Origin of the sequence: Streptomyces sp. NBC_00273, assembly GCF_036178145.1 — a bacterium.
In the GTDB taxonomy this organism is placed as follows: Bacteria; Actinomycetota; Actinomycetes; order Streptomycetales; family Streptomycetaceae; genus Streptomyces.
On sequence record NZ_CP108067.1, the window covers coordinates 1,683,282 to 1,703,776 of the forward strand.

General features: G+C 74.0%; 20 protein-coding genes, 1 tRNA gene and 1 riboswitch. Of the genes, 12 read left to right on the forward strand and 9 right to left on the reverse strand.

Features of this window, described 5'->3' with window-relative positions:
* Positions 1-50 precede the first annotated feature (50 nt).
* Complete coding sequence (locus OG386_RS07210) at positions 51-944, reverse strand: helix-turn-helix transcriptional regulator (protein ID WP_328787325.1); 894 nt, start codon at positions 942-944, stop codon at positions 51-53.
* Positions 945-1,082: 138 nt separating this feature from the next.
* Between OG386_RS07210 and OG386_RS07215 the strand changes: the two genes are divergently transcribed.
* The 4 genes from OG386_RS07215 (at position 1,083) to OG386_RS07230 (ending at position 3,116) form a co-directional block, all read left to right on the forward strand.
* Complete coding sequence (locus tag OG386_RS07215) at positions 1,083-1,862, forward strand: NAD(P)H-dependent oxidoreductase (RefSeq protein ID WP_328787326.1); 780 nt, start codon at positions 1,083-1,085, stop codon at positions 1,860-1,862.
* Positions 1,863-1,944: 82 nt separating this feature from the next.
* Positions 1,945-2,178 carry a hypothetical protein gene (locus OG386_RS07220; protein WP_328787327.1) on the forward strand — a complete coding sequence of 78 codons (234 nt, stop codon included), beginning with the start codon at positions 1,945-1,947 and terminating at the stop codon, positions 2,176-2,178.
* A 66-nt stretch (positions 2,179-2,244) separates the two neighbouring features.
* Positions 2,245-2,604, forward strand: a complete 360-nt coding sequence (locus OG386_RS07225; RefSeq protein ID WP_328787328.1) for a ferrous iron transport protein A — start codon at positions 2,245-2,247, stop codon at positions 2,602-2,604.
* Between the two features lie 110 nt (positions 2,605-2,714).
* The gene (locus OG386_RS07230) at positions 2,715-3,116 is read left to right on the forward strand and encodes a hypothetical protein (protein WP_328787329.1); all 402 of its coding nucleotides are present in this window, start codon (positions 2,715-2,717) and stop codon (positions 3,114-3,116) included.
* Here the strand turns inward: OG386_RS07230 and OG386_RS07235 are convergent.
* From OG386_RS07235 to OG386_RS07260, 6 genes are read right to left on the reverse strand one after another with little or no spacing between them, the layout of a single operon-like run.
* Entirely contained in the window at positions 3,085-3,801 is a 717-nt protein-coding gene (locus OG386_RS07235; protein WP_328787330.1) for a formyltransferase family protein, read from the reverse strand. The genes OG386_RS07230 and OG386_RS07235 overlap by 32 nt on opposite strands.
* Entirely contained in the window at positions 3,798-7,013 is a 3,216-nt protein-coding gene (locus OG386_RS07240) for a non-ribosomal peptide synthetase (protein WP_328787331.1), read from the reverse strand. Before OG386_RS07240 ends, OG386_RS07235 begins: the two co-directional genes overlap by 4 nt.
* Positions 7,010-8,149 (reverse strand): NAD-dependent epimerase/dehydratase family protein, encoded by a 1,140-nt coding sequence (locus OG386_RS07245; protein WP_328787332.1) that lies wholly within the window; start codon positions 8,147-8,149, stop codon positions 7,010-7,012. Before OG386_RS07245 ends, OG386_RS07240 begins: the two co-directional genes overlap by 4 nt.
* On the reverse strand, positions 8,134-10,176 hold the full coding sequence (locus OG386_RS07250; protein WP_328787333.1) for a fatty acid CoA ligase family protein: 2,043 nt from the start codon (positions 10,174-10,176) through the stop codon (positions 8,134-8,136). Before OG386_RS07250 ends, OG386_RS07245 begins: the two co-directional genes overlap by 16 nt.
* A 5-nt stretch (positions 10,177-10,181) precedes the next feature.
* Complete coding sequence (locus tag OG386_RS07255; RefSeq protein WP_328787335.1) at positions 10,182-11,036, reverse strand: hypothetical protein; 855 nt, start codon at positions 11,034-11,036, stop codon at positions 10,182-10,184.
* Between the two features lie 3 nt (positions 11,037-11,039).
* Entirely contained in the window at positions 11,040-12,098 is a 1,059-nt protein-coding gene (locus OG386_RS07260; RefSeq protein WP_328787336.1) for a 3-oxoacyl-ACP synthase III family protein, read from the reverse strand.
* Positions 12,099-12,497: 399 nt separating this feature from the next.
* Here OG386_RS07260 and OG386_RS07265 point away from each other — a divergent pair.
* The 6 genes from OG386_RS07265 to OG386_RS07290 all read left to right on the forward strand — a co-directional run bounded on the left by OG386_RS07265 (position 12,498) and on the right by OG386_RS07290 (position 18,215).
* Positions 12,498-12,570, forward strand: a tRNA-Arg gene (locus OG386_RS07265).
* A gap of 74 nt (positions 12,571-12,644) precedes the next feature.
* Positions 12,645-13,781, forward strand: a complete 1,137-nt coding sequence (locus tag OG386_RS07270) for a gala protein (RefSeq protein ID WP_328787337.1) — start codon at positions 12,645-12,647, stop codon at positions 13,779-13,781.
* Positions 13,778-15,457, forward strand: coding sequence for an ankyrin repeat domain-containing protein (locus OG386_RS07275; RefSeq protein ID WP_328787338.1), 1,680 nt, complete (start codon positions 13,778-13,780; stop codon positions 15,455-15,457). The genes OG386_RS07270 and OG386_RS07275 overlap by 4 nt, the downstream gene beginning before the upstream one ends.
* Positions 15,454-16,653, forward strand: coding sequence for an AAA family ATPase (locus OG386_RS07280; RefSeq protein ID WP_328787339.1), 1,200 nt, complete (start codon positions 15,454-15,456; stop codon positions 16,651-16,653). The genes OG386_RS07275 and OG386_RS07280 overlap by 4 nt, the downstream gene beginning before the upstream one ends.
* Before the next feature lie 15 nt (positions 16,654-16,668).
* Positions 16,669-17,853 carry a vWA domain-containing protein gene (locus OG386_RS07285; protein ID WP_328787340.1) on the forward strand — a complete coding sequence of 395 codons (1,185 nt, stop codon included), beginning with the start codon at positions 16,669-16,671 and terminating at the stop codon, positions 17,851-17,853.
* A gap of 170 nt (positions 17,854-18,023) precedes the next feature.
* A complete protein-coding gene (locus OG386_RS07290; protein ID WP_328787341.1) occupies positions 18,024-18,215 on the forward strand; it encodes a hypothetical protein in 192 nt (63 codons plus the stop codon).
* Positions 18,216-18,236: 21 nt separating this feature from the next.
* Here OG386_RS07290 and OG386_RS07295 read toward each other — a convergent pair whose 3' ends face one another.
* Positions 18,237-18,452 (reverse strand): hypothetical protein, encoded by a 216-nt coding sequence (locus OG386_RS07295; protein WP_405790875.1) that lies wholly within the window; start codon positions 18,450-18,452, stop codon positions 18,237-18,239.
* A 123-nt stretch (positions 18,453-18,575) separates the two neighbouring features.
* A riboswitch (guanidine-III (ykkC-III) riboswitch) is annotated at positions 18,576-18,638 on the forward strand.
* A gap of 74 nt (positions 18,639-18,712) precedes the next feature.
* Here OG386_RS07295 and OG386_RS07300 point away from each other — a divergent pair.
* Positions 18,713-19,198 carry an Ohr family peroxiredoxin gene (locus tag OG386_RS07300; RefSeq protein ID WP_328787343.1) on the forward strand — a complete coding sequence of 162 codons (486 nt, stop codon included), beginning with the start codon at positions 18,713-18,715 and terminating at the stop codon, positions 19,196-19,198.
* Positions 19,185-19,634 carry a hypothetical protein gene (locus tag OG386_RS07305; RefSeq protein WP_328787344.1) on the forward strand — a complete coding sequence of 150 codons (450 nt, stop codon included), beginning with the start codon at positions 19,185-19,187 and terminating at the stop codon, positions 19,632-19,634. The genes OG386_RS07300 and OG386_RS07305 overlap by 14 nt, the downstream gene beginning before the upstream one ends.
* A gap of 19 nt (positions 19,635-19,653) precedes the next feature.
* Here the strand turns inward: OG386_RS07305 and OG386_RS07310 are convergent, their stop codons facing one another.
* Positions 19,654-20,448 carry a peptidoglycan recognition protein family protein gene (locus tag OG386_RS07310; RefSeq protein ID WP_328787345.1) on the reverse strand — a complete coding sequence of 265 codons (795 nt, stop codon included), beginning with the start codon at positions 20,446-20,448 and terminating at the stop codon, positions 19,654-19,656.
* Between the last annotated feature and the right edge of the window lie 47 nt (positions 20,449-20,495).

Sequence of the window (20,495 nt, forward strand, 5' to 3'; positions counted from 1 at the left end):
GCCGACCGCCCGCCCCACCCCGCCCGGGCCGTTCCGGTCCGGGCCGGCCATCACATCGAGGTGCGGGTGGAAGCCGGGGCTGGTGCGGGCGGTGACACCCGCTCGGCGCCGCTGTCCGCAGCCAGGCCCGCGAGCAGGCGCAGACCGTCTTCGGCGGGACTGCCCGGAGCCGCGGACAACACCAGCAGCTCCATGCCCGATTCACCCGGTAGCGCGAAGTTCTCCTGGTGCAGTTCCAGCAGTCCCACCAGCGAGTGCCGGTACGCCTTGCGTCCGTGGGTGCGGGCGCGCACGTCCGCGCGGGCCCAGAGGCGACGGAAGCGCTCGCTGCCCATCGCCAACTCGCCGATGAGCGAGGCCAGTCGGGGGTCGTCGGGGTGTTGGCCGGCGGCCAGACGCAGGTGCCCGACCACGTCGAGGGTGCACGTCTCCCAGTCCGCGTAGAGGCCGCGCTCCGCCTCCTCCAGGAAGATGTGCCGGGCGGTGTTCAGGCCCGGCACCGACCGTCCGTAGAGGAGCCCTGCGAGGCGGTTCCCGGCCAGCACGTCCAAGCAGTGGTCCATGATCAGCGCGGGCGCGTCGGCGACCAGGTCGAGGACGCGCAGCACCTCCGGCCGGACCCTCCCCCGACCCCCGGCCGGCGGGACCCCGTTGCCCGGCGCCTTCGTCCGGCGGCGCCGCTGCCTGGCGAGCCGGTAGAGGTGACCGCGTTCGGTTTCGTCGAGGTCGAGGACGCCGGCGAGCGCGTCGAGGACCTGCTCGGAGGGTTGGGTCGCGCGGCCCTGCTCCAGGCGTACGTAGTAGTCGACGCTGACGCCGGACAGGTGCGCGACCTCCTCGCGGCGCAGCCCGGCCACCCTGCGGCGGCTGTCGGTGGGGATGCCGACGGCTCCCGGGTCGACCCGGGAGCGCCGGGTCCGCAGGAAGCCAGCAAGATCGTCCATGCGTCCCAGTATGGCCCGGGTGACGCCCGTGAGGGTGGTCCTGCCGGTACCAGGAAGTCCGGTCCGACGGAAGGGGCGCCCCTGAACGCCGGACGCCGCCGCGTCCAGGATCGAGGCATCCGATCCCAAGGAGTTCCCGTGAAGACGCTGATCGTCCACGCCCACCCGGAGCCGAAGTCGCTCAACAGCTCGCTGAAGGACCTCGCGGTGTCCACCCTGGAGGCCGCCGGGCACGAGGTACGGGTGAGCGATCTGTACGCGATGAACTGGAAGGCGGTCGTGGACTCCGCGGACTACGGTCCCCACGCGTCGAGTCCGCTGAAGGTCGCCCTGGATTCGGGCCGGGCCTTCGACGCCGGGGCGCTCACCCCGGACGTCCTCGCCGAGCAGGAGAAGCTGCTGTGGGCCGACACGATCATCTTCCAGTTCCCGCTGTGGTGGTACACCATGCCCGCGATCCTCAAGGGCTGGGTGGACCGGGTGTTCACCTACCGCTTCGCCTACGGCGTCGGCGAGCACAGCGACACCAAGTACGGCGAGCGCTTCGGCGAGGGCACCCTCGCGGGCCGGAAGGCCCTGCTGTCGGTGACCGTCGGCGGCCCGGAGTCGCACTACTCGGCTCGCGGGATCAACGGCCCCATCGAGGACCTGCTGTTCCCGTTCCAGCACGGCATCCTCTACTACCCGGGCGTCGAGGTGCTACCGCCGTTCGTGCTGCACGGCACCGACCGGATGACCGCCGAGGACTACGCGGACGCCGCCGAGGCCTGGCAGCAGCGCCTGCTCACCCTGGAGTCGACCGAGCCGATCGCGTTCCGGCGGCAGAACTTCGGCGACTACGAGATCCCCTCCCTGCACCTGAAGGAGGGCCTGGAGCCCGCGGGCCGCACTGGTTTCGGGCTGCACGTACGCGGCTGAGCCCGCGCCCCGGCCTCCGGGCCATCGGTAGGCTGCCCACCGCGGTCGTGGTGGCCTTGGGGCCACGTGGGAGCATCTCGGCATGCGCCTAGTAGCTGACGGAGCCACGCCGATCCCCCGATTGGCGCTGGTGGAGGACCTGGAGACCGACAACGGCTACGCCTTCGAGCTGGCGGGCCCGCTCTTCCTGGCCGTTGGTGACCGCATCGGCTTCGACGGCGACGTACTTGTCGTCGTGCGAGCCGGCGGAGAGCGGGTGACGCCGGAAGGCGACTGGTCCACTCGTTGCGGGCTCAGAGCCGGACGCCGTCGGTAACAGCCGCTCGGGTCGCCCCTTGCTTAACCCGTGGCTTCAGCCATCCGCTGCCGGCAAGCTGGACGCATGGTTGCTCCTTCCTCCTCCGCCTCGGCGGGCCCGGACGACCGACGGGTCGTCGAACACATCAGGGGCCGGCCCCTGAGCCAGGACCGGCCGGCCGTCGCGCTGGCTGCCGGCAGCCGGGTCACGGTCGTCCACGATCCGGACTGGGACGGCCCCTGGCGGAACGAGTTCCCGGGCACGATCGACGACATGGGGGCGCCCGAGCTCGTGGAGAACGTCCATGCCCGTCCCGGGGAGATGGCCTACTGGGTCGCCTTCGACGCGCCGCAGTACGACAGCGACGGGGGCGGCCCGTACCGCAAGGCCCAGATCTGGGACCGATATCTACGGCCCGGGCCTCCCCTTCCGCCCCGGACCTGAGCCCCGGCCGGAGGCCCGGCGGACCGGAAGGCGGCCTTCGTCGCGGCCGGGCGGCCGGTCGGTCGGCCGGTTGGTGGGTCGGCCGGTCGGTCTGCGTTAGCTTCACCCCTATGAATTCACAGGCACAGGTGTACGACAGGGAATTCCGTGTGCGCGGCCTGCGCGAGCAGGGGTGGGGCCGGGGACTGGTGGCCGCGGCCGCCCTCATCTGGCTCTGGGTGGCCTACCTGCTCGTCTTCCCCTTCAGCATCGACCGCGGCGAGGACACCGAGCCCATCGAGTGCGACTCCCGCGCCTTCCACCAGGACACCGACTTCAAGGTGACCTACCAGAGGGACGAAGGCGAACGCTGTGACGCCGAGCGCGACCTGGGCCCGGTGCTCGCCGCGCTGCTCCTCTCCCTCCCCCTGGCCACGGTCGGCACCGGCCTGTACGTCTCCGGCACTTCGGCGGTCCGCACCGCCGCGTACGCCGCCGAGATCACCCGTCTGAACACCGCCCAGGAGGCCTGAGCGAGGGCGGGCGGAGCAGCGCCCGGGTGAGCTCCGGGGCGTGGGCGGCGAAGGGACCGAGGTCGGTGGCGCGGGGGTAGGCGGGGTGGTCGCGATAGGTGTCGAGCCGGTCCAGGGCGCGCAGGCCGTAGTACGCGGACGGTTGTGCCGACGCTGCGCGTGCGGGGAGGGCGGTTGCGGTGGTGACCGCCGGGAGGATCTGCTCGAACAGGGCCTGGCAGGCCCGGATGCCGCGGAGCATGACCTGGTGGTAGCGGTCCTCGGGCCCGACGGGGAAGCGGTGTTCGGCCAGGACCGGACCGGTGTCGATGCCGGCGTCGACCTCGTGGGCCGTGGCGCCGTACTCCGTGTCACCGTGCAGCAGGGCGAACAGGACGGCGACGGAGGGCAGTCCGCGATGGCGCGGCAGCAGTCCGTTGTGGATGTTGAGGATGCGCAGGCCGTCCGTCCGGAGCAGGGGCTCCCGGAAGATCTGCCGGTTGTTGAGGGACCAGACGATGCCGTCGGTGCTGGCCCGGGCCAGCGTGTCGGCATGGGCGTTGACGTCCGCCGCCGCGAGGTGGGGCGCATCGGCGGCCGCGGCGTCCAGCGGGTCGGCGGAGCAGACCAGGTCGACCGGGTGACCCCGGGTGGCCGCGTGGGTGACGGCGCGGCGGAGCAGCGCTCCCTCTCCGACGAAGATCATGCGGACACCTCCTCGCGGGCGGCGGCCAGGTGCTCGCAGACCTGTTCCAGCGTCAGGTTGCGTACGAGGCAGTCGAGACGGCCCGTGAACCACGTGGCCTGACCGGGGGTCAGCAGGTCCGAGGAGACTGCGGTGAGCATCTCGACCAGGGCCAGGGAATCACCGCCGAGGGCGTGGAATTCGGAGTCCGAAGACAGCAGCGCGCCGTCGACTCCGAGGACCTCCGCCCAGTGGTGCCTGACCGTTGCCTCCAAAGCGGCGGGTTCGGGTCCGCCCGGCGGCGTGGGTGCGGCGTGGGCGAAGGGGTCGGGGAAGGCGTCGAGATCGGTCTTGCCGCTGACCGTGCTGGGCAGGGTGTCGATCACGACGACATGGGCGGGGACGAGGTACGTCGGCAGCGTCCGGGTGAGCTCGGCCCGCACGGTGCGGGGCAGATCCGCGCGGACGGCGGGGTCGTCGACGGCCGGCAGTACGTACGCACAGAGCACGGCCGCCGTGGAGTTCGGGCGGCGGCGGGGCACGACGACGGCGCGGTGCACGGCCGGGTGGACTTCGAGGGCGGCGACGACCTCGGCGGGGTCGACCCGGTGCCCGGCGATCTTCACCTGTTCGTCGATGCGCCCGGCGAACTCGACGGCTCCGTCGGCCAGTCGGCGTCCGAGGTCGCCGGTGCGATAGGCGCGGACGCCGTCGGGGCCGGTGCTGAAGGGTGAGGGACGGCCGTCGGACGGACCGAGGTAACCGCGGGCCACCTGGACCCCGCGTACGACGATCTCGCCCGTGCGGCCGGTGTCGCCCGGTCCGCTGCCGATGCTCTCGCCGTCCTCGGTGACGAGGTCGACGCGGGCGTACGGGCCGGGGAGGCCGATCGGGACCGTGGCGCCGCTCTCGCCACCGTCCACGGTGTGGGCGAGTACGGCGACGGTCGCCTCCGTGGGCCCGTACCCGTTGACGACACGGCAATCGGCCCCGAAGGCGGCGCGCGCGGACCGTACGGCGGTGGGGGTGAGGGGCTCGCCGCCCAGCAGCAGGGTGCGCAGGCGGTGCGTGGAACCGCTGCCCGCGGGACCGTTGCCCCCGGCACCGAGGAGGGCGAGGTGGGAGGGCGTGAGCGCGAGGGTGTCGGCGCGGTGCTCGGCGACGAGGTCGCGCAGGGCGGCGGGCGAGGGCGAGCCGGGGGCGAGGACGGCCGTACCGCCGGCCAGCAGCGGCAGGAAGAGGGGGAAGCACGAGATGTCGAAGGCGTAGGAGGAGGCGAAGCCGAAGCGCGTGCGACCGGTGACCTGGCAGACGCCGGTCATCCAGCGGACGAATCCCATGAGGCTGCCGTGCTCGATCTGCACGCCCTTGGGCCGACCGGTGGAACCGGAGGTGTGGATGACGTACGCGAGGTCGGCGGGCCGTACGTCCGCCGCTGCGGCGGATCCGGCGGCGGGCGCGTCCGGGCCGGGGGCGCCGTCGAGGAGGTCTTCGACGGCGAGCAGGGTTCCCGGCACGAAGGGGGCGAGTTCCTCCACCAGGTGTCGTCCGGTCAGGCACAGACCGGTGGCGGAACCCGCGAGGACCTCTCTGATCCGTACGCCGGGATGGCCGGGGTCGAGCGGCACGTAGGCGGCGCCCGCCTTGAGGATGCCCCACAGGGCGCACACTCCGGCGGGCGTGCGGTCGACGACCAGTCCCACCAGGTCCTCGCGTCCCACGCCGCGGCGCCGGAGCCCGTCCGCAACCGTGTCGGAGCGCCGGTCGAGTTCGGCGTACGTGACCACGCCCTCGGGCCCGTCGAGCGCGGGCGCGTCGGGGGTACGGGCGGCCTGGGCGCGGAAGGCGTCCACGACGGTGAGCTCGGGGACGGCCGGGTCCGGGACGGCCGGAGCCGGGTGCGCCGCCCGGAGTACGGGGCCCGTGACCGCGGCCTCCGCTTCGACTAGGCCGTGCTCCGCGATCGGTTCGAGGCCGGCCAGGACCGCGTCCAGCAAGCGCGCGGCGCGGGCGCCGAGATCCGGGCCCCCGCCCCGGACGCCCAGGGTGATCTCGGTCGCCGTGCCGCTCTCGGCGGCGACGAAGGAGAGCGGGACCAGCGGGGCGTGCACCGGCAGGGCGTAGGCCGTGGCCGCCGTGAAGCCGCCGCCGGAGAATTCCGCCAGGTCCAGACGGCCCAGGTGGGAGACGACGGCCGAAGCCAGGTGCCGGTCGGTACGTGACGCCACCGCCTGTGCGGTGCGCAGCAGGCCGGCGGTCACGGGCCGCGGCAGCGGCGCGAGGGCCGTTTCGAAGCCGGCGGCGAGTTCGCGGTTCCCGGCCAGGTCGGTCAGCAGGCGGGTGTGTGCGGCCGTCCAGTCCTCCCCGGGGCGCAGGTCCAGGAACAGTGGCAGGCTCAGGTTGCCCGTGGCCGCGATCCCGGGGCGGTGGCGGCGCAGGTCGACGGGGACCATGACACGGGTCTCCAGCCCTGCGGCGTCGGCCAGGGCCTGCGCGAGGCGGGCGGTGAGCGCGGGACGGCGGCCGGGCAGGGTGCGGCGCAGCCACAGCGTCCGGAGCGGGCGGCCGCCGCCGACGGCCGGGCCGAGCGGAGAACGCCGGGGAGGCCCCGGCGTGGGCCGCGGCCCGGTGCTGCCGAGCCGGCGCAGCAGCCCGGCGTCGGTGTCACCGTCGAGGGCGGGCCGGGCGGGCTCGCCGCGCAGGGCTCGGAAGACCTCCCGTACCCAGGTCAGGGCGCCGTGACCGTCCATCACGGCGTGCGAGGCGCTGAAGACGATCGTGGTGGTCGTCTTCCCGTCCGCAGTCTTCCCGTCCGCCGTCTTCCCGTCCGCCCCGGGCACGATGAGCACCTCGCAGCCCGGCGGCTCGGTCCGCCGCGACGGCCCGGCGGGCAACGCGACCGTCCCCGGAGCCGAGTCTGCGTACGCGCCGGCGCGCGGTACGTCGTACCGCACCTGCGGCGGCGGCCCCCCGGCGCTCCACGTCGCCCCGGCGCGCACGAGCCGTGACCCCGGGCACGACTCGGCGGCCCGTGCCAGGGCTGCTCGTAAGGCCTGGGGGTCGGGTACGCCGTCGCCCTCGACGACGATGCGCAGGGCCATGGCCCCGCGGGGGTCTCCGGCGGAGAGGTAGAGGCGTTCGGTGGGCGACACCGGACGCCGGTAATGGACGTCGGTGCCGCCACCGGCACCGACGCCGGTTTCGACACCGGCGTCGACCTGGTGGGATGTCATGACTTCGTGTTCCCTTGTTCGGTGCGGTCGGGGGTGGGGCGGGCCGGTGCGGCGGTGCCGGTGGAGGCGGCCGTGCCGGCGGTCCAGGCGGCGACGCCGCCCACCCCGGTCACCCACTCCTGCAGGGCTCGCAGCCCGTCGGCCTGGCTGCGCGGAGCCGCGTAGCCGAGGTCGTGCCGGGCGGCAGCGGTGTCGTACGTCGCCGAGCGGGTCAGCAGCGCCATCATGTAGCGGCTCAGCGGCGGAGTCGCCTCGGCTGCGCCGCCGGCTGCGGACCGGTGGCGCAGGCGCCAGCCGGTCTCGACCGCCGCGGCCATCCCGCGGCCGAGGAGGAGCGGGATGCGCGGCGCGGGCGGCGGGCAGTCGAAGAGTGCGCCGACCCGGGCCAGGAACGGCCACAGGTCCGTCTCCTCTCGGTCCGCGACGAAGTAGGCCTTGCCGCCGACCCGCCCGGCGGGGGCGAGAGCGGCCCGCAGGCAGGCGTCCACCGCGTTGTCGACGTGGCAGAGCGAGACCAGGACCCGTTTGCCGCCCGACAGGTCGGGCAGCCGGCCCGCGCGCATGGCGTCGACCATGCGCGGCAGGAATCCGGCGTGGTCGCGGGGCCCCCAGATGCCGCGCGGCCGAACGGCGCAGGTGGTGAACTCCGGGGTGTCGGCCGCTCGTACGTGCTGTTCGGCGATCGCCTTCGTCTCGCAGTAGAAGTTGAACCAGCGCTGCGGGTACGGGGTGCTCTCGTCGATGCCGAGCCGGTCGCCCTCCCGGACCCGCATCAGGGCGCTCGGGCTGGATACGAACACGAACCGCCGTGCCCCCGCCGACCGGGCCGCCGCGAGCAGCCGCTGCGTGCCGGTGACGTTGGCGGCCTCGAACTGGGCGCGGCTGCCGTGGTCGACGACCCGTGCCGCGCTGTGCAGGACCGCCTGGCAGCCGGCTGCCGCCCGCCCGAGCGAACCTTCGTCGGTGAGGTCGCCGGTGACGACCTCGACGCCGGGCAGGGAACGCAGCCGTACGGCATCGCTGCCGGGGCGGACCAGGGCGCGGACCTGATGTCCCTGGTGCAGGACGCCGTCGACCAGGTGCCCGCCCAGGAATCCGGATGCTCCGGTGACCAGGATCTTCACAGCGTCCGCCACCAGGTCGCGCCGTAGAGCATGGTGCGCCCGACCACCGAGGCGGTCCCGTGTCCGGCCGCCCGGCCGCGCGGCAGCGCGAGCGGGATCTGCGCGGCGTGCACGCCGATGCTGAGGAAGGCGTCGATCCACCACAGCCAGCGCAGCACCGGGACGTCGGGGACTCCCCCGGCCGCGGCCCACACCGCCCCGCCGACGAGGTACGCCCATCCGGCGAGCGGCACGATCCGGGCCGCCCGCCGGCCCGCGGACGACGCGGGCCGGGCCTGTTGCCGCTCGGCCCAGCGGGCCAGCTCCTCGCGGCCGATCTTGGCGTTGTGCCGGATGTCCACGGGGAAGCCGGGGTGGCGCAGGAACTCCTGGAGGCCGGTGGTCGCGGCGTGCTCCTCGGCCATCGTGCGCAGCTCGACGACGAGCTCCGTCCACGCGCCTTCGTCGAGCGCCGCCCCGTCCGCCCCGGTCTCGGTCTCCACGCAGACGACGGGCCGTTGTGCGCCGGCCGGCCCGACGCCGACCAGGGCGGCGCGCCGGACCAGCGGATGGGCGTTGAAGACTCCCTCGCAGCGCACGGTGTGCAGGTCGCGGTGGCCGGTGCGGACCCGCTGGGTGGCGCGCCCGCAGAACCAGAGCCGGCCTTCGGCGTCGAGGTGGCCCAGGTCGCCGGTCCGGTGCCAGATCCGCGGGGCTTCGCCGCCGGGGCGTTCCTCGGTCGCCTTGTGCGCGGCGTCGGACCGGGGTGCGCGGTGGTAGCGCCGGCTGACGGAGTCGCCCTGCACCAGGATCTCGCCGACGCGCCCGGGCGCCAGGCCGGTCGCGGGGTCGAAGCGGGCGAGCGGCCCGTCGGTGACGGGGGCGATGGCCAGTCGGGTGCCGGGGACGGGCCGGCCGACGCAGGTCCCTTCGCCGGCGGCGGCTCGGGCCGCGGTACCGCCGTCTTCGCGACCGGTGTCGGCCCCGTCGTCGCCGAGGATCTCGGCCGCCTCGATCGAGGTGATCGGCAGGACTTCCGTGGCCCCGTAGGTCACGTGGATCCGTGCCTTCTCGTCGAGGACGGAGCGGAGCGCGGCCACCACCGCGTCGGGCACCGGGGCCCCGCCGGATACGACGCAGCGCAGGTCGGACAGCGGGTGGCGGCCGCGGGCGGCGCCGGTGAGGTGCCCGGCCAGGTTCCGCAGCAGGGCGGGCGAGGCGAACATCGTGGTGACGCGGAATCGTTCCAGCGCGTCCACGAGCAGCGCCGGGTCCGCCTGGGCGACCTTGGCGGGGGCCAGCGGCGCGAGGACCAGGGTGGATCCGTAGACCAGGTCGAGCACGCCGTAGAAGGGCAGGGTGACCAGGGAGACGTCGTCGCGGGTGCGGCCGTGGACGGCTTCTATCTGACCGGCGATGGACAGCGCCATGCGGTGGGTGTATTCGACTCCCTTGGCGGGACCCGTGCTTCCGGTGGTGAAGCCGATCATCAGCAGGTCGTCCCCGCCGGGCTGCGCGGTCTCGTCCGCGTACCGCCCGGTCGCGGAGGTGGCGCGCAGCTCGGCCAGCGTGTGGCCGCGGCCGAGCCGGCGCCGTCCCAGGGTGACGGGTACGCGCACCCCGGCGAAGGTACGGCGGCCCAGGACGCGCACGAGGTGGGCGAGGGGCGGCCCGATGAACGCCTCGGCGCCCACGGCCCGGTAGCAGTGCAGCATGCGCCGTACGCCCATGCCGGGATCCACGACGACGGGCACGGCCCCGACCCGGAACAGCGCGAAGCAGAGGGCGAACAGCTCCGGCCCGGGTGGGGCCATCAGCACCGTCCTGGTGCCCCGGGTGATTCCGGCGCGCCGGAATCCGCGGGCCAGTTCCTCGACCTTCTCCTGCAACTCGCCGTAGGTGAGGGTGGCGTAGCTGCCGGAGCCCCGGCCGTCGGGGTGGATGACGGCCGGCTTGCCGGGGAACGCGCGGGCGTTCCGTTCGAGCCACGCGGCCACGCCGCCCGTGACGGCGGCCGGTTGCTCTACGGCCGGCTCGCCGGTGAACCCCGTCTGCGGCACGGTGCTCACCACCCCTCGGGCCGGTAGAGGGCGCACGCCGCGCTGGGGCCGGCGCCGACCGACACGAACAGGAACTGGTCGTGGTCGTCGCGGTGTGCGCCGTCCATCGCCCGGAGGTAGCCGAGGACCGGCGCCGCGGTGTGCGGCTCTCCCCGGCCCGCTGTGTCGTCGGCGGCCGTGGACGGGCCGATGACCAGGGTCCTGTCGAGGTCGATGCCGATCTCCTGTGCGTAGTCGGCGGCGGCACGTTCCGCGAACGCGCTCAGCCGCTCCGCGTGGCCCGGCTCGCGCCGGACGGTGATCGTGGTCCGCCCGTGCCGGCCCATGGTGCTGGTGTCGAGGTAGCCCTCGACGTCGGTGGGCCGGTCGGCGGTGTAGTGGCGCACCGGCCCGAACCCGGCGCCGGGGTCGGCGCTGCGCTCCAGCAGGAGGGCGCCGGCCAGGTCCGCGTACGGGTAGTCGGCGTCGCGGTCCGCGTCGCCGCCGGGGTGGACGTCGGCAGCGGTGATCAGCAGCCGTTCGGTGGTTCCCGTCTCCAGCAGCGACCGGCCCACCTGGACGGCGTTCAGCACGCCGCAGGCTCCGTTCATCAGGTCGAAGGAGAAGCCCGCGGCCGGTTCGGGGTCGGCGATGTAGTCGAGGTTGATGCCGACCTCCTTCTGGACCAGGGCCGCCATGGCCGGTTCGAAGGTGTTGTGCTCCCGGTAGACACCGACGTTGATGAGGGTGCCGATCGAAGAGGCCGGCACCCCGGCCCGGGCCAGGGCGCCTCGGGCGGCCCGGCCCGCCAGGTCCACGACGGAAGCCGGGGCGGACGCGTCGGGCAGGGCGGTTGCAGCTGCGGTGATGACCATGCCCATGGCTCACACCCCCACGTTCGTGAGCGTCGCGGACAGGGCACCGGTGACCACGCCGGAGGCGGCCGGCACCATCAGGTACTTGGCCCCGGGGCGGGCGCCGCCCGTCCTGAGGTGCTCGCACAGCGTCAGGAAGTGCGAGGTCGTGGCGGTGTTCCCGTACCGCTCCACCACGGAGAGCGAGGTGGGCATGGGGGCTCCGAACTCGGCCTCGGCCGTCTGGTTGACGTAGTCGATGAAGCGGGTGCCGACCTGGTGCTGGATCACGTAGTCGAACTCCTCACCGGCGAACTCCCGCCCCCTCTTGGCCAGGAAGTCCCCGTGGAACCGCGGCCACAGTTTGAGCCGGTCCCGGTTGTGCATCTTCTTGTTGTCCGTGTAGAGGGAGATGCCCGGGGTGCGATCGCTGGGCATGCCCATGCACAGGTGGGAGTACTCGGAGCAGGTCATCAGCTCGATGTAGTGGATGCGGTCGGCGGGGTCGGCGGAGACGTCCAGGACCACCGCGGCCGCCGAGTCCCCGACGGAGAGCGAGGCGAACTGCGGGTCGTAGGAGTCGGCCATCTCGCGCGCGGCCGTCTGCGCGACGCGGGTCGCCTGCTCACCGCTGACGACCAGGCCGCGCCGCACGGCACCGGAGCGGATCATCCGGTCGAGCAGCCAGACGCCCGTCATCATTCCGGCGCAGGCGTTGGAGACGTCGAAGTGGATGGCGGAGCGGGCACCCAGCTCCCCGGCCAGCATCGCGGCGAAGGACGGCTCGAAGGCGAAGCGACTGCCGTCCTTGAAGCGGGTGATCGAGGCGGAGATGACGATGTCGAGGTCCTCGGCCCGGTAGCGGGAGGAGTCCAGCGCGTCCCGGGCGGCCGCCAGGGCCAGCCCGAACGAGTCCTCGCCGGCCGCCGGTTCGGGGTCGTACACGCGCCGCTCGGTGATCCCGGTGATCTTCTCGATGTCCACCTCCCCCAGCCCCGGGACCAGGGCGGCGAGTTGAGGAGTGGTTTGGACTGCTGCCGGAAGGCAGACGCCTAAGGCTTCTATTCGGCTGTGCGTGGTGGTGCTCATGTGTGTCGCTCTCCGTAGCGGTCCGCCCGGGGCATGGGAGTGCCAGGGCGGTGGTTGACAGAGGGATTCAAAGGGCGTCCGGGGAATAACGGACAGTCAAGTTACCGTAGCGTACGGAGATGTCGACGATGTGTCAGGGCTTCGCAAATCAGGAACATATGGTCGAATATCGGCCACCTGTCGCCACTCGCCACCGCCGCGACATCGAGCAGAATCCACGCCTCCCCCTCTCCTCCGAGGTGCCGACGCCCTCGAAAACCTGTCCGGAACCACTCGGTCCACCTCGCGGGGCGTGAGTGGGACGGGACCCCGACGCCTCCGAGGGCGGGTCCGCGCGGAACCAATCGGCCAAACTGTTGATCGATTTCTGGCCGCCGGACGGGTATGATCGCCGGCAGCAAGGCCGTAGCGCAGAGGTCGTCGCGCCCACGCTTCGAGCTGGAGGACGTCGGTTCGAATCCGACCGGTCTTGCGTCTACTTCTGCAGTTCTCGCTTCAAGTCGTGATGGACGCCGGGCACCGGCGAATGAAACCGGTGGAGTGGTGATGACACAGCCGACACCCGTACGGTGCCCCGCGATCGAGCACCCCGACCTGCCGCCGGCCGACCCGGCCCGCCTCGACCCGCTGCTCGCCCGCCTCGCTGCGGACCGGCCCGTCGAGACCGACGAGACCTTCCCCCTCGGCACCCTGCGCACCGACGGCCGCGTCGATCTCTGCAAGCAGGGGCTCGGCCCGGCCGGAGCGGCCCGCCTGCTGCCGGCCGCCACCGCCTCCGCGCACGCCAGGCACCTGCTCCTCGGCACCAACGCCATCGGTGACGCGGGCGCCGCCACCCTGGCCGGGGCCCTCACGGGCGACCACGGGCTGCACACCCTCTACCTCGGCTGCAACCGGATCGGCCCCGACGGGGTGGGCTCCCTCGCCGGCGCCCTCGGCAACGACACGACCGTCCGCGCCCTCTGGCTCAAGCGCAATCCGCTCTTCGGGGACGGCGCCCGCACCCTGGCCGCGCTGCTGCGCCGCAACACCGCCCTGCGCACCCTCGACCTGGTCAACACCGGGATCGGCACCGACGGCGTACGCCTCCTGCTCGAAGCCCTGCTGGAGCGCGAACAGCCCCTGGAACGGCTCTTCCTCGGCGGCAACGGCCTCGGCCCGGACGCCGCCCCGCTGCTGGCCGCCCTGATCCGGGAGGCCGGGGTGCGCGAGCTGTACGTCCCCGCCAACCACCTCGGCGACGAGGGCGCCGCGACCCTCGCCCGCGCCGCGGCCGACTCCGCCCGCCCGGTCCGTCTCGGGCTCGGCGGCAACGGCATCGGCGCCGCCGGAGCGCGTAGCCTGGCCGCCTCCCTCGGCGGCATCGAAGCGCTCGACCTCGGGCGGACCATGTCGGAGCGCAGCCTCGGGTGCCCCGGCAACAACCCCGGCGACGAAGGCGCGTACGCCCTGGCCGCGGCACTTCCCGGCAGCCCGCTGCACCGCCTGGAACTGCGCCACACCGGCCTCACCGGGCGCGGTGCGAAGAGCCTGCTCGCGGCGGTGCCCGCGGACAGCCCGCTGGAGTACGTGGGCCTCGGCCCCGGCCTGCCCCGCCGAGTGAAGCGCTCCTTCACCGCACGTCTCCGCCCCGCCCGGGCGGCCCATCCGGACCTGCGCGCCATCGGCAGCGTGTACCGGTGAGCGTGGAGAACGCCGAACTGCCCGGCGGCCTGCAGCCGGAGGACCGCCCGGCCTGGCGGCGGATCCGCCGCTACGCCGTGCCCGGCTGGATGATCGAGCAGGCCACCGCGCACCGGCTGGCCGGTGACTGGCGTGCAGCCTGCGCGGCCGCCGCCGTGGACGTCGAGTTCGAGCTGCCCGCGGTGGAGGCCCGGTACGGCGCCGCCGTGGCCGAGGCGGTGGCGGAGGACCTGCGGCACTTCGCCCCGGACCTGCTCCGCTGGCACCTGCCGCGGTACTTGGGCGGCCGCACCACCATCGCCACCGATCGGCGGATCCTGCTCGCCTCCTACGGCGGCCCCGGGGGGCCGACCCTGTCGGTCACCACACCCCACATGAGCGAAGGCCCGCAGCGGCTGCGCCTGCACTGCGCGCCGGTCACCGGGAAGAAGTGGAACCTGTACACAGGCAGCGGCTTCACCTCCCAGAACTGGACCGCGGTCCGGCCGTTCTGGGACGCCCGCCACGTGTCCGAGTTGGGCGCGCGCTTCGCCGACCCGGACGGCCTCGCCGAGCGGATCGCCGCGCTGTGGGCCCGCAAGGACGTGGTCGGGGCCTTCGCGGCGGCAGGCGTCGCGTGTGACCTGACCGTCCCCGCTCCGCAGCAGCACCGGCGACAGATCGACCCGGAGGCGGTCCTCGCGGGGATGACCTTCGACCTCACCCGGCTCGCGCCGGAGGTGGCGCGGCTCGTGGCGGCGGGAGCGGGAGACCGGTACCGGCTCGCGGCCGGCTGGCGTACGTACCTCCTCTTCGAACACACCGGACCGCACGGACTGCGGGCACGCGTCGTCGAACAGGCCGAGGCACTCGACGTCCCGGCCCTGCCCGGGTACGTCTGGCAGCGGCTGCCCGACCTCGAACTGGTCCGGACCGGACTGGTCTCCCCGCGCGAGCTGCATCCGCTGGTGGCCGCAGCGCTGTTCCCCGGCGCCGGCCCCGCCGCGGGTCCGCCCGGCCCCGGCACGGGCGGGTCGGCCCGGGTGCGGTGCCGTGGCGGGTGGCACGAGGTGCACTCGCGGGGCGGCGTACTCGACGTTCCGCACACCCCCGAAGAGCAACAACGTGAGCGTGCCATGCGGGCGTTCGGCGGCGCGGTCTCCGGGTGCTTCGCCGTGCAGCAGAGCTGGACCACGGGCGAGGGGCGGCTGCCGCGCGCCCTCCAAGTCCAGCGGCAGGAACTCTTCCTGTACGCCCAGCACGGTGACACCCCGGGTGTGGTGGCGCTGCTGGACGCGGGTATGGACCCGCGGATCCGCGACGCCCGCGGCCGCGGCCTGCTGCACGCGCTCCACCTGCTCGACCACGAGGTGCTGCTGCCCCGGCTGCTGGCGGCCGGGCTCGATCTGGAGGCACGGGACAAGAACGAACGCACCCCGCTGCTGTCCGCCGTGCACTGGGGCGGTTCGGCCGACCTGGTCAGGGCCCTGCTGGCGGCGGGCGCCCGGATCGACGTCGTCGACGAGCTGGAACTGTCGCTGTCCCAGGAGGTTCTCCGCTACAAGCGCACCGACCTCACCTTCCTGCGGGACCGCGTCAACGAGGAGTTCCCCGGCATCGGCGCCGACTGGTACGACGATCACTTGGCGTACCGCGAGGACGACGCGGACGAGGACGACGAGGACGACGACGCATGAGTGCGACCCAGCCCCAGCCCGCCCGCGCCCTGGCCGCCGCCGACGCCCTGGGCGCCCGGCTGGGCGCCACCCGCACCGAGCCCGCCACCAACCCCCAACTGGAAGCATTGGCGCTCGCCGTGACGGCCAATCAGCCGGTGCTCCTGTGGGGTGAGCCCGGCATCGGCAAGTCCGCCGGCATGGAGCAGCTCGCCACCGCGCTCGGCGTGCGGCTGGAGACCGTCATCGCCAGCGTCCACGAGCCCTCCGACTTCGCGGGGCTGCCCATCGTCGGCGAGGACCCGGCCACCACGGGCGTCCCCATGGCCCCGCCGGACTGGGCGGTACGACTCGCCCGCACCGGCCACGGGCTGCTGTTCTTCGACGAGCTGTCCTCCGCCCCGCCGGCCGTGCAGGCGGCCCTGCTGCGCGTGGTCCTGGAGCGCCGGGTCGGCAGCCTGGAACTGCCGGCGGCGGTACGGATCGTCGCCGCGGCCAATCCGCCCGCCAGCGCCGCGGACGGCTGGCACCTCAGCCCGCCGCTCGCGAACCGCTTCGTCCACCTCGACTGGACGCACAATCCGCGCACCGTGGCCCGCGGCATGGCCGGCACCTGGCCCGAGGTGGCGATCCCGGCCGTCGATCCCGCCAAGGCCTCCGGTTCGGTCGCCCGGGCCCGCGGCGCCGTCTCCGGCTTCCTCACCGCCCGTCCGGGCCTGGTCCACCACATGCCGGCCGAGGCCGCCGGACGGGGCCGCGGCTGGCCCTCCCCGCGTACCTGGGAGATGGCCCTGCGGCTGCTGGCCACGGGGTACGCGGCATCGACGGGCCGGGAAGCGCTGGCTGCCGCGCTCACCGGCGCCGTGGGCGAAGCCGCCGGGATCGAACTGCTCTCGTACCTCGAACACCTCGACCTGCCCGACCCGGACCGGGTGCTGGCCGACCCCGACGCCTTCGCCCTGCCCGAGCGCGGCGACCGGCAGCTGGCCTTCCTCATCGCCGTGGTCGCGGCCGTGCAGAGCGAGCTCACCCGTCCCCGGTGGGAGGCGGGCTGGGCGGTCCTCGCCAAGGCCGTGGACGCGGGCGTGCCCGACGTCGCGGCCCGCGCCGCCGCCGACCTCGCCGCGATGCGCGACCTCGACTGGCCGGTGCCCGCCGGCATCGACGCCTTCGCGCAACTGCTCCAGCTGTCCGGCTCGCTGCCGGGCGGCAACTGAGCCCGGTCCTGCGCCGTGCGCCCGGAGTTGGACCGCGCGAAGCTGCTGGCGGCCCGTTACAGGGCCGCCGAGACCCGTCCGTACCTCGCTTCCGCCCTGTACGCCCTGACCGTCGTCCCTTCGGCCGGGGTGCGCACCATGGGCGTCGACCGGCACTGGCGCTGCTACGTCTCGCCCGCCTTCGTCGAGGCGACCCCGGTGGCCCAGCTGGCCGGGGTGTGGATCCACGAGGTGGCGCACCTGCTGCGCGACCACCACGGCCGGGCGGAGCGGCTGCCCGCCGCCGACCAGCGCGACCACGTCCGGGTCAACATCGCCCAGGACTGCGAGATCAACGACGACCTGCTGGCCGACGGGCTGGCGCTGCCCGAGGGCCGGATGGAGCCCAGGCTCTACGGCCTGCCCACGGGCGGCCTGTTCGAGACGTACCTGCCGGCGATTCCCCCGACGCCCCACGGGCCGGACTGCGGCTCCGGTGCGCACGGCACCCCCGTGCCCTGGGAGCTGGGCGGGGACGGCGGCCCCGCCCGGGTCGGACCGGTGGAGGCCGAGGCCCTGCGCCGGCAGACCGCCGAGGCCGTACGGGCCCACCGGCGCACCCGGGGTCGGGTCCCCGAGGGCTGGGCCCGGTGGGCCGAGGAGGTCCTGGAGCCCTCCGTCGACTGGCGCCGGGCTCTGGCGGGAGCGGTCCGCGAGGCCGCCGCCTGGGCGGCCGGCGCGGTGGACTACACGTACCGCCGCCCCTCGCGCCGGACACCCGCGCTCGGCGGCCGGGTGGTGCTGCCCAGTCTGCGCAGGCCGCTGCCGCGGGTGGCCGTCGTCATCGACACCTCGGGATCGATGGGCCCGGACGAGCTCGCGGCCGCGCTCGCCGAAGTCACGGGCGTCCTGCGGGAGGTGGGCGTCGGCGGCAACCGGGTCGCCGTCCTCGCGTGCGACGCCGACGTGCACGCCGTGACCCGGGTGCGCAGTGCCGGCGAGGTGACCCTGGCCGGTGGCGGGGGGACGGACATGCGGGTCGGCATCGGCGCGGCCCTGGCCCTGCCCGACCGGCCGAACATCGTGGTCGTGCTGACCGACGGGTTCACGCCCTGGCCGGACGAGACGCCGTCCTGCCGGCTGATCGCCGCACTGGTCGGGAACGCACCGCCCCCGCCCCCGTCCTGGGTGGAAACCGTACGCGTCGACCTGGCCACGTGAGGGCGGCAGGTGCGGGCGATTCGCCAAGTGACCTGCTTCCGGCGGCCTTTGCCGACACGGCACCAACACGCCCCTCAATGACGCATCTTGTCACCCTCTGTGTTTAACGGCCCGCAATTCGGTAACAAGATGTAGTGACAGGCAGTCACCACTCGACGAAAGGCAGGACCATGAACCTCGTCAACGTGCTCATCCTCGTCGCGGTCCTCGCACTTGTCGGCCTTCTGATCGCAGCCCCCAGCGCCACCGTGCGGCGCAACCCGTTCCCGGGCCGGCGACAGCGGGCCGACCGCCGCCGCTCGGGCGCTCCCCGGTCGACCCAGGTACCCGGTCAGCGGGGCATCCAGCACCACGCGCCCTGACCCGGGCAGGGCAGCCGGCCGTCAGACGGCTTCGGTGGCGAAGAGCTCCAGGTGGGCGCAGTGCGGGCAGCGAAACGCCTCGATGCGCCGCCGGGGCTTTCCCAGCCGTTTGGCACCGCCGAACAGACCGCGTTCCAGCTCCCCGGCGATCCAGCGCGCGTACCCCCGGGCCCCCTCGCCGGCGTCCTCGACGAAACCCGGCTCCAGGCCGACGCCACCGCAGTACGTACATCTCATCGCGTCCACGGGCCGAGTGTAGGCAGCGGGGCCGGGGCGCCGGCGATCGGTCCGGCGCCGCGGCCCCGTGAGGAACTTCACCGCGAGGGACGTCCCCGACCGCGGCCCGCGTTGCTAGATTGTCCGGCGGCCGGTCCAAGGCCCCGGACGAGATGCGCCGTACCCGGTTACGCACGACGACGCGCGAGGTGCTGCACGAGCAGCGCCGTCCGCTGTCCGCACCCGGGCAGCGTCCTCGTCGAGCAAGATGGGCGTACGCCATGACCGTGCCACTCACCCGCAGCCTGTACCGGACGACCGCGCACGCCGCGGGGGGACGTACCGGATCCGTCCGCACGGACGACGGACGCCTGGACGTCCGCCTCGCCCCGCCGCGCAAGAAGGTGCCCGGCACCACCAACCCCGAGCAGCTGTTCGCGGCCGGTTTCGCCGCCTGCTTCACTTCCGCGCTCGCGGAGGTCGCCGCCGAGTTCGGGGCGGACGCCTCCACCGCACGCGTGGCCTGCGAGGTCCAGCTCGGCACCACGGACACGCCCGCCGGGTACGGCCTCGCGGTGACGCTCACCGTCGGCCTGCCCGGGTGGCGGGCCGTGGACCTCCAGCCCCTGCTGCACCGGGCGGACGCGGTCTGCCCGTACTCCCAGGCCGTGCGCGGCAACGTACCGCTGACGCTCCTGGCCCTGGACGAGCCCGCCGAGCCCGAGGCGGTCGAGTCCGTCGAGCCCGCCGCCGATGACCGCGCCTGAGTCCGGGCCGGGCGGGCACCTCCCGGACGGCCCCGGCGTTCCCGTGCCCGAGCACGGCGCCTGGCTGCGGCGCGGCATCAGCCGCGACGGCGGGCCCCTCGTCGAGGACCGCGAAGTGGTGTGGCTGCAGGCCGGGTCGTACTACGCCGACAGCCGGGGCTTCGCCGGCGAGACGTCCTTCGACGGCTCCCAGGTGCACTTCCACCACCTCACGGGCGAGCCCGGCGAAGACGCCGGCACCTTCCGGTGGGACGGTGCGAACCTCGTCGAACGGGGCACCAACCCGGACGGCAGCACCTTCCTGGAGATCTGGGCCCCACTGCCCGCTGCCGACGGCGCGTGCGGCTCCTGGTCGGGCCCGGACCACCACGTGGTGCGCGTCGGCCGCCACGTGGTGCACGTCGATTCCGGTGCCGGTACGTACTGGCGGCTGTAGCCGGGGCGGCGGGGAACCGTCAGTGCAGGAGACCCGCCGGGAGGTATTCCGCGTACTCCGAAGCCGGCCGACCGGTGGCCTGGCGGACCAGGTCCTCGATGGGGTCGACCGCCTCCTCCGACAGGGGCCTGCCGAGTCGGGCGGCGACGTCCTTGCGCAGGGTCGGGAGCATGGCGTAGAGGCGGTCGCCGGGGCAGGACGTGGCGTTGAAGTCGCGGTGGCCGTAGATCTCCGACGCGGGCAGGCCGTACTGGTCGCAGACGTGTGCGCACAGGTCGGCCAGGGCCGCGTACTGCGCCGCCGGCGGGTCCTGCGAGGTGTACGTGCCCTCGTTCTCGATGCCGATCGACACGGTGTTCTGGCCGACGCAGTGTGCCGCCCGCACCTGGCGGGTGCCGGTGCGCAGCTCGGCCAGGCTGTTGTGGCGCCCCTCCAGCACGAAGGCCCCGCGGCTGACGGTGAAGTGCTGACCCGTGTCGATCCAGCCCTGCGCGTCCATGTGGTACGTCTGGATGGCGCGGGCGAGGGCGAAGGCGCGCTGCTGCGAGTAGTCCGTCACGTTCGCAGTCGCCGTGTGGTGGACGATGATCCGCTCCGGGCCGTTAGCCAGGACGACGACGGGTTCGGACGCCGCCCGCGCACCCCAGGCGGCGCAGCCGATGATGTCCGGGCCGGCGGCGGAGTACGCCCGCCCCGCCGTGGCGAGCGGCAGTGCCGCGGCGGCGGTCAGGGCGAAGGCTCCCCTGAGGACCGACCGGCGGGTGTACGGGGCCGCGGCGCGCGCCGACGGCTGGTGCAGTGCGGAGGAGGTCATGCGGCGCCATTGAAGGGGACTCCCCCTCCACCGGCCGCGCAGACACA